This window comes from Ignavibacteriales bacterium (assembly GCA_016709765.1).
GTDB lineage: Bacteria > Bacteroidota > Ignavibacteria > Ignavibacteriales > Ignavibacteriaceae > IGN3.
This window is the reverse complement of the sequence record JADJMD010000013.1, coordinates 642,762-656,614: the sequence shown is the minus strand read 5'-3', so window position 1 is coordinate 656,614 and position 13,853 is coordinate 642,762. Positions and strand designations below refer to the sequence as shown.

Below are 13,853 nucleotides of genomic sequence, written 5' to 3'. Positions count from 1 at the left end.
ATAGGGGAGCTAAAAAATGTTTACTGTTTCAATTTTGTTAAAAAATATTTCACACAAGAATTTGTGTTTATTAATAATTCACAGACACTATACCGCTATACCCAAATCACTTTCTAGAAAAACCAAACCTATTCTCAAATCTAACTATGAGGTTATTTATGAAAATTCTTAAACTATTTTTACTCCTTTCTATACTATTCAGTTTTACATCAATTAATATTTTTTCTCAAACAAAAGCCGGCGCTGAAGCACTAGGCACGAGAAAATATGATGAATATAAAACACCTCAATTCTGCGGTTCAGCATGCCATGTAGATTTTTATCAGCAATGGAAACAGGCAATGATGTCGCAGGCATATACGCATCATTGGGATGAGATTGAATATTTTGAACTTGCAGTACCACATGCAGAGAAAGATGAAAAAGTTGCTGAAGTAAAAGCAGGCTGCAACGGATGCCACGCTCCAATTTCTTTTTTAGTCGGAGATGTTCCACCGCCTAAACCTGAAATGAATTCCAGAGCAAATGAATCAGTTTCTTGCGATGTATGCCATACTGTATCAGGATTTCAAGGAGATACTCCGCATAATTTTAATTTTATTTCAAATCCAACCGATGGCAAAACAAAATATGGGCCACGTGGAACTGGAAATTCGCCTGAACATAAAATTATTCAATCCGATTTTTTAAAAAGCGGAGATTTTTGCGGAACCTGTCATAATGAAATGTCACCTTACGGTGTTTGGGTAAAATCTACTCATCTTGAATGGAAAGAAGGACCCTACTTTAAACAGGGTGTTCAATGCCAGGATTGCCACATGACAAAAGCAGAAGGTTATACTGCCGCTATGGGGAATAAATATCCGGATGCCTGGCAGCATTTATTTCATGGAGCTCACGACCCCGGAAAAGTAAAAGGAACAATTGAATTAAGAATTCATCCTGATATTCGTGAAGCAGAACCCGGTGAAGTAGTTAAATTTACTGTTGCATTGTTTAATCAAAAAACAGGACACAAATTCCCAACAGGCTCGGTTGAAGATAGAATTGTCTGGATGCACGTTGAAGCCGTTGATTCTAAAGGAGATGTATATCATTTACCCGTAAACAAAAAAGGATTTGATGGCGAAGAATATACAATAGGTGCCGATGTTTTAGCTTATCAGGATATGGGGATAGCTAAAGGTGATCCAAATTTTAAGGGTGTACAGCGTGATGGAATTCCAATTGGTGATAGAATTTTTAGAATGGCATATTTTGATCCGCAAAACAGAATGACGATACAACAATGGAATACTAAATCTCTTGGAGTGGATTACAGATTAGGGCCACGCGAAACAAAGTTAGAATATTTTACTTTTAACCTTCCTGATAATATTGCTCCCGGAGAATTAAAAGTAACTGCTGTCCTTAACTATCAAAAATTAGTTAAGCCTGTTGCAGATTTCTTAAATGTCCCGGCAGAAGAATCTGAAATTATTAAAGTAAATGAACACTCAACTTTTGTTACAGTTTTACCATAAATAACTAACTGTCATTGCGAGGAACGAAGCAATCCACCACAATTTAGATTGCTTCATCGTAAGCTCCTCGCAATGACATCGCTAAACATAGAGGATAAAATGAAAAAAATAATGTTACTATTGTTTTTAGCAATTATCATAACAGCTATAGTTGCAAGTGATGTTTTTGCTATACCAGCTTTTGCAAGAAAATACAATATGACTTGTAAAACCTGTCACTCACCATTTCCCAAGCTAAAAGCATACGGCGATGAATTTGCCGGAAACGGATTTGTACTAAAAGATCAGGATGCGCCAAGATATTTTGTTGAAACCGGCGATCCTGAACTTTCCCTTATACGTGACCTTCCGCTTGCATTAAGGTTGGAGGGTTATGTTACATATAACCAAAGCAACACAGAAAAATCGGATTTTACAACTCCGCTTTTATTTAAATTATTAACAGGTGGAGCAATTTCTAAAGATGTTTCTTATTACGTTTACTATATTTTGGAAAATGGTGAAGCTGGAAAAATTGAAGATGCTTGGTTAATGTTTAATAATGTTTTGGGAAGTGAACTTGATTTGACAATCGGGCAGTTTCAGGTTTGTGATCCTATATTTAAAAGAGAATTGCGTTTAACTCGTGATGATTATTATATATATAAAGTTAGACCAGGTGCATCACAAGTTGACTTAACTTATGATAGGGGAATAATGTTAACATACGGATTTGAAAGCGGGACCGATCTTGCATTGCAAATCGTAAACGGCAGCGGTATAGGTGAAGGGTTTTTTGACGGCAATTTTGACAACGACAAATATAAAAATTTTATGGGTAGGATTTCACAGGATGTTGGTGAGCATTTGAGGCTTGGTGCAATGGGTTATTGGGGGAGAGAAGTTCAACAATATTCGAATGAGATAGAGAGTTTTTGGTTAGATAATAAATTATGGATGATAGGTGGTGATGCTACAATTACATTCGACCCATTAGAATTAAATTTGCAATATGTTGAAAGAAATGACAATGATCCTTTATTCTATAGTTCAGCAGAAGTTGGGCATATTACAAATATTGGTACCCGTGGCGCATTCGCAGAAATGGTTTATCGCCCAAACGGAGATGATAGTAAATGGTATGCAGTGGGTTTATTTAACTGGATTGAATCAGATTTTTCAGAGCTAAATTATAAAACTCTTTCTGGACATTTTGGATATGTTTTCAGAAGAAACATCAGAATGGTTGCAGAAGTTAATTACGATTTTACACACGAGTATGCAAAGTTTGGTGTTGGATTTATAACAGCGTTTTAGTTTTAATTCACGGGTCATCCTTAGCTAAATTGAAGGATGACCTTTAATAACAACATACATAATTTCTCATCTTGCTATAAGATGAGAATTTGTTTGAAATATTTATGGAGATATTATAACAAATGAAAATATTCTCAACTCTAGTTTTAGTCCTGCTCACATATTTTTCATTGTCCGCACAAAATTGTGGTCACAAAAACAAATCTAAAGAAAATTGTAAAGGTGGAAAAGGTAATTGTATTCAGGCAATAGACTCAATTAAATACGATCTTTCATCTAGTGAAAAAGATGGATTAATATATATGCGATTAGAAGAAAAACTTGCACGTGATGTTTACTTAACTCTCGGTAAAACATACAAACAAAAAATGTTTGTTAACATTCCCGAAAGTGAACAGAGACATATGGATGCTGTAAAAGCTTTGTTGGATAAATATGAAGTTATTGATCCAGTAACTGATGATGAGATAGGTTCTTTCACTAGTACAGATTTTAAAAAGCTATATGATGATCTTGTTACTAAAGGGCAGCAATCATTTAAAGATGCAATGCTTGTTGGAAAAGAAATTGAGGAAATGGATATAAAAGATCTTGTTGAAAGAATTGAACAAACAGATAACCCTGATATAAAATCAGTTTATGAAAATCTGAAACAAGGATCAGAAAATCATTTAAAAGCTTTTACGAATCACCTGTAAAAATTGAATGTCATTGCGATCCCGACTTTAGTCGAGATAAGCAATCCGAATAGTTAGTCAGATCACATCGATTCGCTTGTTATGACGTACTCTTTCCCTGTATTCACTTAACATCTTAATAAATTTTATTGTAATTTTCATTAGTCAAAGTGTCAAATAAATAAAGGCAACTTAAAATGACTTCTGTAAAAATAGATTTTCAGTTTTCGACTGCACCTGAGCCGCACAAAGAAAGAACACGCGCAATTCTTAAAACGCATCCTGAAGTGCGAGAACACATTGGAAGAAATCCATATAGTTTTTTAATAATACTTTTTGCTATCGGGTTGCAACTTACAATTGCATACTTGCTTTCTTCCCAGCAATGGTGGCTTGCATTGCTTGCCGCATTTTTTATTGGAGCTTTTGCAAATCATGCTTGCTATGTATTAATACATGAAGCAGCACACAATCTTATCTTTAAAAATAGAGCAATGAATTATATTTCAGGAATTCTTGCAGATATTCCAAATGTGCTGCCAAGTTCTGTTTCATTCAGAAGTTATCATTTAAAACATCATTCGTTTCAGGGAGACTATTATCTTGATGCTGATCTTGCAAGTAAATGGGAAGCTAAAATAATCGGACACTCATTTTTTGGAAAAGCCTTATGGGAAATTTTATTCCCTGTTTTTCAGGCAGTGCGTACTCCGCGTTTAAAAGAGATACAATTTATGAACGCCTGGACAATTGTTAATTGGATTGTTGTCTTTGGAGTTGATGCACTTGTAATAATATTCTTTGGCTGGACTTCATTTTTTTATTTAGTTTTTTCTTTTTTCTTTTCTATAGGATTTCATCCACTTGGCGCAAGATGGATACAGGAACATTTTCTTATCGCACCACCGCAGGAAACGTACAGCTATTATGGCCCACTTAACATAGTTGCACTAAATGTTGGATATCATAATGAGCATCATGATTTTCCATCAATTCCCTGGAGTAACCTACCTAAAGTAAAAGCAGCAGCGCCGGAGTTTTACGACAATCTTGTTTATCATAAATCTTGGACGATGCTTTGGCTGAAATTTTTATTTGACCCGAAACTTTCTCTCTATTCAAGAATGACAAGAGATAATAGAGGCGGACTTACAATCGACTAAATCATTTGGAGGAATAATGCCCGATAAACTTTTATGTGATTTTTGCGGAACAGAAATATCTAATGACGCAGAATTTTGTGGTAAATGCGGAACAATTTTTATAGATAATGCAAACTGTTTTAATCATTCAGATGATGATGCAAAAGGTGTTTGCGCTATTTGTCATCAAGCATATTGTAAAAGATGCGGACTTCGAGTTAATGGTATCTTTTTATGTAACGAACATTCTAATTATGAAATTTATGAAGGAATGGCGCGCGTGTTTGGCTCATCAGATGAACCACAAATAAACCTTTATAAATCAGCCTTAGAAGAAAACGAACTTCATCCATTTATATATGAAAGAAAGGCTTCCCCTATTTCTCTTGGTGGTGGCGATTATACATTATTTCGAGCAAGTGGCGATCCAAAAGGACATTTAATCAATGAAATCAAACTAATGGTCCCGTGTTCAGAAGTTTTACAAGCAGAAAAAATTATTGATGAGTTAGAACAATCAACTAAATAACCTTTTCTAATTAGCTAATTACTTTTAAAAAACTTAAGTAACTGTTTCATACAATAATTAATAATATATGATATACAGAAATTTTGCTAATACAGACTTAAAAGTCTCCGCACTTGGATTTGGTGCTGGAGAAATAGGGGATTATGCGGTTCCAGAAAAAGATTCAGAAAAAATTCTTAACACTGTTTTGGATTTAGGAATTAATCTTATCGATACTGCTCGCGGATATTTTGCAAGTGAAGATAGAATCGGTAAATATATTTCACATAGAAGAAATGAATTTATCTTATCCACAAAAGTCGGATACGGTATTGAAGGCTATGCTGATTGGAGTTATGATATAATTCTTGCCGGAGTTGATAATGCTTTGCAATTAATGAAAACTGATTACATTGATGTTGTTCATCTGCATTCCTGCGATTTAAATACTTTACAGCGCGGAGAAGTTATCGAAGCACTGCATAAAACTATCGAGCAGGGAAAAGTTAGATTTGCAGCTTACTCGGGCGAGAACGAAGAATTAAAATTTGCCGTTGATTCTAATTCATTCGGCAGTATTCAAACATCAGTAAACATTTGTGATCAGATAGATCTTGATGATTCTATCAAACAAGCGAAAGAAAAGGAAATAGGAGTAATTGCAAAACGCCCGATTGCAAATGCACCTTGGAGATTTTCTGAAAGACCAGTTGGACATTACTGCGAAGAATACTGGCATAGATGGAAAACAATGAACTTACCAGCACAGAAAAACTGGCTGGATACTTTTTTACGATTTAGTGTTTTTGTAAACGGAGTTGATACTGCAATTGTTGGGACAACAAATATTGAACACCTAAAATCAAATATTAAAATTATTGAACAAGGTCCGCTTAATAATGAACTTAATGATGTGATTTTAGAAAGTTTTAAAACACATAATCAACACTGGCGTGGCGAAGTTTAGTTGTTATGTCATCACGAGCGTAACGAAGTGATCTGTTTGATTTCTTCATCCAGTCGGATAGGGATTCTAAGTTATCTTGAAGAATAGTATGAAAATATATTGGCTCATAATTTTATTTTTTTCTTTTAATTACACATCGGCTCAGAATGGATTTAAAATCGGGTTAAATATCTCAGATTATATAATAAATGAAACCACTTTTAATGGGTCAAATCATGAATCAATTTTTGGTCCGTATTTAGGATATTTTAATGATTGGAATTTAAACGGAAAATCAAACGGAGAATCATATTTTTCTCTTGGATATGAAATATGTATTTCTGCAAAAGGAAGCTTACTTAAAGACTTTATTACTTACTCTGAAGTAACACCATCTGAAATAACTGATACGAGTGATGTTAAGAAATTTTTTTATTATATAGAATTGCCACATCTGGTAAAATTTCATTATGCTTTGACAGACAGAGTTAAACTTGAAATGGATGTTGGCGGTGCTTTTTCACTTTTAGTACTTTATGGTACAAAAACTTTGGAACATTCAAATCCTAATTACTCACGTAATGAAACTAATTTCTTTTTTGTACCAAACTTAGGAGAAATCCCAACTTCATTTATAGACTACAGTTTGGTTGGTGGATTAGGGATTTATTATGATGATATTCTTTTCAACGTTCGATATACCACAGGATTAGTTCAGGTTTACACGAATACAACTTTATCTACACTGACATTAACAGTTGGCTACAAAATATGAAAGCTATTTTTTCTTTCTTTGGGAATCACGGTCGTACCGTGACTTAAATTGGGGTTAAGAAATTGTTGTCACGGAATGGTCCTTGACAACTGAATCATTCTAAATTCTTCAATAATTGCTTACTATCAACAATCCTTCTCACAAATAGGAATCGCCAATCTTTACTGCTTCCTAAATCTGATAATTAACCTATATTTAATTGCTTTTAAGTGCTATAACCTCGTTTATCATATGGCATTAAGATTGAGATTTTGGCTATAATTAAAAGCATTCCAATATCCGAAAGAGACAGAAATGATAAAAGGAACAGTAGTAATTGACGGCAAAATTTGTAAAGGCTGCGAGCTTTGCATTATTGCGTGTCCTCAGGAAGGTTTAGCATTATCAGAAAATTTTAACGATAAAGGATATCGTTTTGTTGAACTAATTAATGATAAATGCACAGGCTGTGTAAATTGCGCCCTTGTATGTCCGGAAGCTGCGATTACAGTTTACCGGGAACCAAAGCCTGCTAAAAAAGTTCAGGCTTAAGTTTAATTAATTACAAAAAGGTTTTTATGGAAAATAAAGAAAAAAAATCGGGTGAAGCCCGCTTGATGAAAGGTAACGAAGCGCTAGCCGAAGCTGCAATTCGTGCAGACATTGATGCTTATTTTGGTTACCCAATAACACCTCAATCTGAAGTGATTGAGTATCTTACACGTGAAGTACCTATCAGAAAAGAAATCAAAACCGTTGTCCTTCAAGCAGAAAGTGAAGTTGCTTCAATCAACATGGTTTATGGTGCTGCAGGTGCAGGTGCAAGAGTGATGACTTCATCATCATCACCAGGAATAAGTTTAATGCAAGAAGGTTTATCATATATTGCTTCAGCACAACTACCATGCTTAGTTGCAAACGTTGTTCGTGGTGGTCCGGGTCTAGGAACCATCCAACCTTCACAAGGTGATTATTTTCAGGCCACAAAGGGAGGCGGTCATGGCGATTATCACCTTATTGTTTTAGCTCCGGCTTCTGTTCAGGAAATGGCTGACTTTGTTTTTGATGGATTTAAGTTAGCTGAAAAATATCGCAACCCGGTTATGATTCTTTCTGACGGTGCGCTTGGTCAGATGATGGAAAAAGTTATTCTTCCCGAAGAAGGGTCACTTCCTAAAACTTCAGCACCTTGGGCTACAACAGGAAAAACAAAAAATAGAGAACATAATGTAATAACATCTTTGTTTATCCAGCCGGAAGAAATGGAACAAGTAAATCTTCGCTTACAAGAGAAGTATGAAGCAATTCAAAGCGAAGTGAGATACGAAGAAATACAAACTGAAGATGCTGAAATACTTCTAGTTGCTTTTGGATTGTCATCACGAATTTGTCAAAAAACAGTTGATCTTGCACGTGAAAAAGGAATTAAGGTTGGATTGTTTAGACCAATAACAGTTTATCCATATCCTTATGCACGATTAAAAGAATTATCCAATCAAGTTGAGTTTATGTTAACTGTTGAAATGAACGCAGGACAAATGGTTGAAGATGTTCGTCTTGCTGTTGAAGGAAAAGTTCCTGTTCATTTTATCGGTAGAATGGGCGGAATGATTTTATCTCCTGAAGATATTCTTCATAAGCTAGAATCAGTCCACGAATCACAAAACACAGTTAATGTATAGGAGAAATTGAAATGAATGAAAAATTATATTTAGAAGACGAAGAAAATTTAGGAACTCAGGTTGATGAAAATTATGAGCAAGTTTATTGCAGACCTGATACATTAACTGATATCCCATTTCACTACTGTCCCGGTTGTGGACACAGTGTAGTACATAGAGTTCTAATGGAAGTTATTGCAGAACTTGGAATCCAGGAGGAAACAATCGGTATTGCCCCGGTTGGATGTTCTGTATTTGCATACAACTATATGAATATTGATATGCAGGAAGCTGCACACGGAAGAGCAAGTGCAGTTGCAACCGGAGTAAAAAGAGTGTTACCAGATAAATATGTTTTCTCGTATCAAGGCGATGGTGATTTAGCCGCGATTGGTACTGCAGAAACAATTCACACTGTAAATCGTGGTGAAAATATTTTAATGCTCTTTATTAATAACGGAATCTACGGAATGACCGGCGGACAAATGGCGCCAACAAGTTTAATTGGACAGGTAACTTCAACATCTCCATACGGAAGAGATGCTGCTCAAGTTGGTAGCCCCATCAAGATTGCTGATATGCTTTGTTTGTTGCCGGGCGCATATTATGTAACAAGACAAATCGTGCATAATCCTGGCGGAGTAAGAAAACTTAAGAAAGCATTGATTAAAGCGTTTGAATATCAGAAACAGAAAAAAGGAACTTGTTTTGTTGAGGTTGTTTCTAATTGTCCTTCCGGCTGGAAGATGACACCAGTTGAAACAATAAAATACATTGAAGAACAAATGCTCCCAATGTATCCACTTGGCGATTTGAAAGTTCCTAAAAATTAAATCTGAATTAGTAAAGGATTTTTATAATGACAAAAGAACACGAAATAATTTTTGCAGGATTTGGCGGGCAGGGCGTACTTTCTATGGGAAGATTAATAGCTTACGCCGGAATGATAGAAGGTAAAGAAGTTAGCTGGATGCCATCTTACGGACCTGAAATGAGAGGCGGAACTGCAAATTGTATTACTATAGTTTCTGATTCTAGAATCAGTTCCCCTATGATCTCGAAGTTTGATACGGCAATTCTTCTCAATCAGCCGTCAATAGATAAATTTGAAAAAGCAATTAAACCGGGTGGACTTTTAATTTACGAACAATCAACCGCTGTTCATCCGCCAAAACGAACTGATATTGAAATTGTATGTATTGCCGGTAATGAAGAAGCGGATAAACTAAATGCAAAGCAAGTTGCAAATATGTTTATGGTTGGCGCGTTTTTGGAAAAGCGTCCAATTTTAAAAAATGAAACAATTATTGAGGCGCTTAAAAAAGCATTGCCTCCGCGCAGACATAATTTAATTCCTCTTAACGAACAAGCATTATTGCGCGGAAGAGAATTAGCAAAACTAGCTGAACAAGTATCAGCATAATCAATCATTATTATTTGAGGAAAAGCCATGGCTGAGTTAGATATAAAATGTCAGCACGCATGTAAAAATACTTGTGCAACTTTAAATGAAGCTTTGCGCAGAGAAACAGCAATGGTAAGGTTTTACGAAAGCGTTTTAGATGAATGTAATATGCCAGATGTCAGTTCGTATATGACAAATTTGGTGGAAGAAAAAAGAAAAGTAATTTTAAGTCTTATACAAAAATTGAATGAAATTCACGTTAGCTCACAAGCATTAGATGGGATTGCATCCAGTTTTAACAATACAGATGGTTAATTTGGATAAACTTTTCTGATTGACTATATTTGCCCACGAAATTTTGAAAAGAAAACAGCGTTTATCGCTTAAAAAATAGAAATTACATCGCGGGGTGGAGCAATTGGTAGCTCGTCGGGCTCATAACCCGAAGGTTGTAGGTTCAAGTCCTGCCCCCGCTACTAAAAAAGAATCCGGTTTTTACCGGATTTTTTTGTTTTAAAGACTTGAGAAGGTTGTAGGTTTAATCCGCGACGGCGGACTGTCCCCTCTAATAAGAAAAAACATAAAGCTTTATAACTTAATAGTTTTAAAGTTTTTTTTTTGTTTTAGGAGGACGTTAAAGAGAATAAAAGAATAATTGATATCAAATGCTTTGATTATGTTTTAGTAGTAAAAAAAATTATCGTTTGGCTAAAAACATCTTCTTATTCTTCTCCAAATCATTATTTCCCTCCGCTTGTCAAATAAACTTCAATTATAAAATATTCAAATGATAGATTTTAATAGTCATTTTCTATTTTTCAAATACAAGTTAAAGGATAATGGAATTATGAAAAATTTAATTTTGTACCTGGTTGTATTTTTAATAACCTCACAAAACTTATTTTCTCAAAACAACAATAATTGGACGGGTACTCCAGATCAAAAATTAGGAGGATTATTCACAATATGGGCCCAGACAAAATTTGGTTTCCCTCACAGGACTAAACTTGATGAAATTAACTGGGACAGTACTGCTCAAAATTTTATTCCAAAAGTAATTGAGGCTAATGACATAGAAGGTTATTATAAAATTCTGATGGAGCTTACCGCACTTTTAAGTGATTCTCATACTGAAGTTATTCCTCCTTGGGGTAGATTTATTCCTGATTATGATATTCCTCAGATTGAAATAGTTGTAATAAATGATAGGTTTTATATACTGAGAACAGGTAACACTGATGAAATTAAAAAACAAAAAATTTACCCTGGTATTGAAATTTTAGAAGTTAATGATGGAATACCTGTGATAAAATACTTTGAGGATAATGTTCTCAAATATCACTCGAGAGGATCAAAACAAGCAAACTATACAGCTTTACTCTATTATTTGTTATATGGTCCAAAAGAAGCAAAGGTAAAGCTTAAAGTTCGTGATCTGAATGGTGAAATTAAAAATATTGAATTAAGTAGAAATGCAAATGGTGGAGAAGGTGAACCATTTTTTTACACTTTTATTAAACATTTGTTTGCTAAAACTTTTGAAAGTAGAATACAAACTGATAGTATACTATATATAAACTTGCCAAATTTCGAGAGTAACAATAAAAATGTTCGCGAAGATTTTCTAAAAATGATTTATGAATTGGAAATGGCAACAATCAAAGGAATGGTTATTGACTTACGATATAACATGGGTGGTTCCCACTCAATAATGCAACCGATTGTCAGCTGTTTAATTGATGAGCCAGTAAAGGCACCAACAAATCATTATTTTCATTATACAGCTGCATATATACCGTGGCAAAATAAACCAGCTATAGACTGGGATAAAAGAGAATTGGAAATCCAACCCCGTAATGGTAAGAGATATAATGGACCCATCGTTCTAATGATAGGCCCTTATACTCATAGTTCAGGTGAAGATATGGTAATAGAGTTGAGTCAAAGGAAAAATTGTTTGACAATAGGGGAGCCAACAGCAGGCGGTGCTGGTGGTAAACTTTCTTTCCCACTGCCTGGAGGTGGTGAATTTAATATGAGTACATTTAAAGCTACTTATCCTGATGGTAGTGAATATATGACCAATGGTATTCAACCCGATATTTTAATTCAAAGAACATTAGAAGATATAATTCAAGACAATGATCTAGTACTGGATAAAGCTATAGAAGTGCTAAAAACAAGCAACTTTTAGTTTTAGGATTTAAATATTTCAATATCGCAGTTATGTTCTATTCGATTTAAATATTTTGTAGATGCAATAACCTTAGTAATGCTGTGGCGAGACTAGATTAGTCTGGGCTCTCACCAGAATTACTTATAAATAAGTTTAATCCCCAACCAGACTGTTTTAACTTAATCGGCCCCAAAAGTGGCAGGGTAAGGGAAAACAGCTCGATAAAATAATCGCTTGCAATCCAAATTATTTTATTTATCTTGTTTGCGTAGTTAATCCGATAACTTAACATTTCCTAAAATATAAAATCCTTAATTAGCCAAAGGAAAATTGGTATATGAATTTTAATAACATATTAGACTCAAGCTCCTTGCAAAAGCATCCACACCCAAGCGTCTTTATGTTTTTATTTCTTCCATTTGGTGTATTGTATGGTTATGTAAGTGTTACAATTGGATTCCTGTTGACGAAAGCAGGAGTACCATTAGAGCAGGTTGCGCCTCTTATAGCAATTTCATTATTACCAAATATATTTAAGTTCGTTTGGGCGCCTTTAGTCGATACAACTCTTACTGTTAAGAAATGGTATCTGATTTCTAATTTAGTAACAGCAATTGGCATCCTGGTCACTGGAATTATACCATTAAAAGTTGAATATCTGACATTGATGACTATAGTTGTTTTCATTACGAGCTTAGTAAATACTTTTGTTGCTATGGCTACTGAAAGCTTATTGGCTCATGATACACCTGATAATTTAAAAGGTAGAGCAGGTGGTTGGTTGCAAGCGGGTAATCTTGGTGGTTTGGGATTAGGAGGAGGTGCTGGATTGTGGTTAGCTGAAAGATTACCGGAGCACTGGATGGCTGGTGCTGTCATAGCATTCGCTTGTCTTTTCTGCGGTCTTGGTTTACTATTTCTATCTGAACCTACATCGTTTATTAGAGAAAAAAATTATTTAAAAACTATCGGAAACTTAAACAGAGATATTTGGAAAGTTATAAAATCGCGTATGGGATTTTTAGCATTGTTTTTATGTTTCCTTCCAATCGGATCTGGTGCTGCTTCAAATTTGTGGTCATCAATTTCAAATGATTGGGGTGCATCTGCTGATACTGTTGCACTTCTAGTTGGAGTAGTTGGCGGGATACTTTCAGCAATTGGTTGTTTAGCAGGTGGATGGATATGCGATCTTATGGATCGTAAAAAAGCATATATATTATTTGGAATGATTCAGGCACTTTGTGCCGTGGGAATGGCATTTAGTCCCGCCACAGAACAAATGTTTATTATTTGGACATCTCTTTATGCGTTGAGCACTGGTTTAACTTATGCCGGATTTAGTGCTTTTGTTCTTGAAGCCATTGGTAAGGGTGCCGCAGCAACTAAGTACAATGTATTTGCTTCTTTATCAAACGCGCCGATTTATTATATGATCTACCTTGATGAATGGTCACACGGGAAATGGGGTGCATTTGGTATGCTTTCTACCGAAGCAATAATGGCACTCTTCGGTATGATCTTATTCATTACAATTTTTGTCTCAGTAAACAAAATGAGACCTGCAGAGGAAATTGTTGTTTAAAAATCTAAACTATGATCAAAGATTATTTTAAAAACTAACTGGACAAAAATCTAAAGTAATTTAGAAAGCAAAGTGATTACATTCGTATAGTTACTGCAAAATCCTTTTCTCTTGAAAAGGATTGATAATTATGAGGGAATTAAAACCCTGTCTTTCCGATTAACATTCCTTATTTTTACT

The 13,853-nt window shown here is 34.9% G+C and carries 14 protein-coding genes and 1 tRNA gene; all 15 read left to right on the top strand.

Annotation, left to right across the window (positions count from 1 at the left end):
• The first annotated feature begins 158 nt into the window (after positions 1-158).
• The 15 genes from IPJ23_12535 (at position 159) to IPJ23_12465 (ending at position 13,673) form a co-directional block, all read left to right on the top strand.
• Positions 159-1,523: a NapC/NirT family cytochrome c gene (locus tag IPJ23_12535; protein ID MBK7631505.1), complete on the top strand. Its 1,365-nt coding sequence runs from the start codon at positions 159-161 to the stop codon at positions 1,521-1,523.
• 99 nt (positions 1,524-1,622) lie between these two features.
• Entirely contained in the window at positions 1,623-2,819 is a 1,197-nt protein-coding gene (locus IPJ23_12530; protein ID MBK7631504.1) for a hypothetical protein, read from the top strand.
• 122 nt (positions 2,820-2,941) lie between these two features.
• Positions 2,942-3,517, top strand: a complete 576-nt coding sequence (locus tag IPJ23_12525; protein ID MBK7631503.1) for a DUF2202 domain-containing protein — start codon at positions 2,942-2,944, stop codon at positions 3,515-3,517.
• Positions 3,518-3,693: 176 nt separating this feature from the next.
• The gene (locus IPJ23_12520) at positions 3,694-4,659 is read left to right on the top strand and encodes a fatty acid desaturase (GenBank protein ID MBK7631502.1); all 966 of its coding nucleotides are present in this window, start codon (positions 3,694-3,696) and stop codon (positions 4,657-4,659) included.
• 16 nt (positions 4,660-4,675) lie between these two features.
• Entirely contained in the window at positions 4,676-5,167 is a 492-nt protein-coding gene (locus tag IPJ23_12515) for a hypothetical protein (GenBank protein ID MBK7631501.1), read from the top strand.
• Positions 5,168-5,234: 67 nt separating this feature from the next.
• Complete coding sequence (locus tag IPJ23_12510) at positions 5,235-6,113, top strand: aldo/keto reductase (GenBank protein MBK7631500.1); 879 nt, start codon at positions 5,235-5,237, stop codon at positions 6,111-6,113.
• Positions 6,114-6,201: 88 nt separating this feature from the next.
• Positions 6,202-6,867 carry a hypothetical protein gene (locus tag IPJ23_12505; GenBank protein MBK7631499.1) on the top strand — a complete coding sequence of 222 codons (666 nt, stop codon included), beginning with the start codon at positions 6,202-6,204 and terminating at the stop codon, positions 6,865-6,867.
• A gap of 294 nt (positions 6,868-7,161) precedes the next feature.
• A complete protein-coding gene (locus IPJ23_12500) occupies positions 7,162-7,398 on the top strand; it encodes a ferredoxin family protein (protein ID MBK7631498.1) in 237 nt (78 codons plus the stop codon).
• A 26-nt stretch (positions 7,399-7,424) separates the two neighbouring features.
• Positions 7,425-8,528 carry a 3-methyl-2-oxobutanoate dehydrogenase subunit VorB gene (locus IPJ23_12495; GenBank protein MBK7631497.1) on the top strand — a complete coding sequence of 368 codons (1,104 nt, stop codon included), beginning with the start codon at positions 7,425-7,427 and terminating at the stop codon, positions 8,526-8,528.
• Positions 8,529-8,539: 11 nt separating this feature from the next.
• On the top strand, positions 8,540-9,340 hold the full coding sequence (locus IPJ23_12490; GenBank protein ID MBK7631496.1) for a 2-oxoglutarate oxidoreductase: 801 nt from the start codon (positions 8,540-8,542) through the stop codon (positions 9,338-9,340).
• Between the two features lie 26 nt (positions 9,341-9,366).
• A complete protein-coding gene (locus tag IPJ23_12485; protein MBK7631495.1) occupies positions 9,367-9,930 on the top strand; it encodes a 2-oxoacid:acceptor oxidoreductase family protein in 564 nt (187 codons plus the stop codon).
• 27 nt (positions 9,931-9,957) lie between these two features.
• On the top strand, positions 9,958-10,227 hold the full coding sequence (locus tag IPJ23_12480) for a hypothetical protein (protein MBK7631494.1): 270 nt from the start codon (positions 9,958-9,960) through the stop codon (positions 10,225-10,227).
• An 88-nt stretch (positions 10,228-10,315) separates the two neighbouring features.
• A tRNA-Met gene (locus tag IPJ23_12475) sits at positions 10,316-10,388 on the top strand.
• 371 nt (positions 10,389-10,759) lie between these two features.
• Entirely contained in the window at positions 10,760-12,106 is a 1,347-nt protein-coding gene (locus tag IPJ23_12470) for a hypothetical protein (GenBank protein ID MBK7631493.1), read from the top strand.
• 382 nt (positions 12,107-12,488) lie between these two features.
• The gene (locus tag IPJ23_12465; GenBank protein ID MBK7631492.1) at positions 12,489-13,673 is read left to right on the top strand and encodes an MFS transporter; all 1,185 of its coding nucleotides are present in this window, start codon (positions 12,489-12,491) and stop codon (positions 13,671-13,673) included.
• Positions 13,674-13,853: the final 180 nt, after the last annotated feature.

Bases quoted from the DNA above. Each gene is read 5' to 3' on its own strand.
- IPJ23_12535 (MBK7631505.1), top strand. From the start codon at position 159: ATGAAAATTCTTAAACTATTTTTACTCCTTTCTATACTATTCAGTTTT.
- IPJ23_12530 (MBK7631504.1), top strand. From the start codon at position 1,623: ATGAAAAAAATAATGTTACTATTGTTTTTAGCAATTATCATAACAGCT.
- IPJ23_12525 (MBK7631503.1), top strand. From the start codon at position 2,942: ATGAAAATATTCTCAACTCTAGTTTTAGTCCTGCTCACATATTTTTCA.
- IPJ23_12520 (MBK7631502.1), top strand. From the start codon at position 3,694: ATGACTTCTGTAAAAATAGATTTTCAGTTTTCGACTGCACCTGAGCCG.
- IPJ23_12515 (MBK7631501.1), top strand. From the start codon at position 4,676: ATGCCCGATAAACTTTTATGTGATTTTTGCGGAACAGAAATATCTAAT.
- IPJ23_12510 (MBK7631500.1), top strand. From the start codon at position 5,235: ATGATATACAGAAATTTTGCTAATACAGACTTAAAAGTCTCCGCACTT.
- IPJ23_12505 (MBK7631499.1), top strand. From the start codon at position 6,202: ATGAAAATATATTGGCTCATAATTTTATTTTTTTCTTTTAATTACACA.
- IPJ23_12500 (MBK7631498.1), top strand. From the start codon at position 7,162: ATGATAAAAGGAACAGTAGTAATTGACGGCAAAATTTGTAAAGGCTGC.
- IPJ23_12495 (MBK7631497.1), top strand. From the start codon at position 7,425: ATGGAAAATAAAGAAAAAAAATCGGGTGAAGCCCGCTTGATGAAAGGT.
- IPJ23_12490 (MBK7631496.1), top strand. From the start codon at position 8,540: ATGAATGAAAAATTATATTTAGAAGACGAAGAAAATTTAGGAACTCAG.
- IPJ23_12485 (MBK7631495.1), top strand. From the start codon at position 9,367: ATGACAAAAGAACACGAAATAATTTTTGCAGGATTTGGCGGGCAGGGC.
- IPJ23_12480 (MBK7631494.1), top strand. From the start codon at position 9,958: ATGGCTGAGTTAGATATAAAATGTCAGCACGCATGTAAAAATACTTGT.
- IPJ23_12470 (MBK7631493.1), top strand. From the start codon at position 10,760: ATGAAAAATTTAATTTTGTACCTGGTTGTATTTTTAATAACCTCACAA.
- IPJ23_12465 (MBK7631492.1), top strand. From the start codon at position 12,489: ATGTTTTTATTTCTTCCATTTGGTGTATTGTATGGTTATGTAAGTGTT.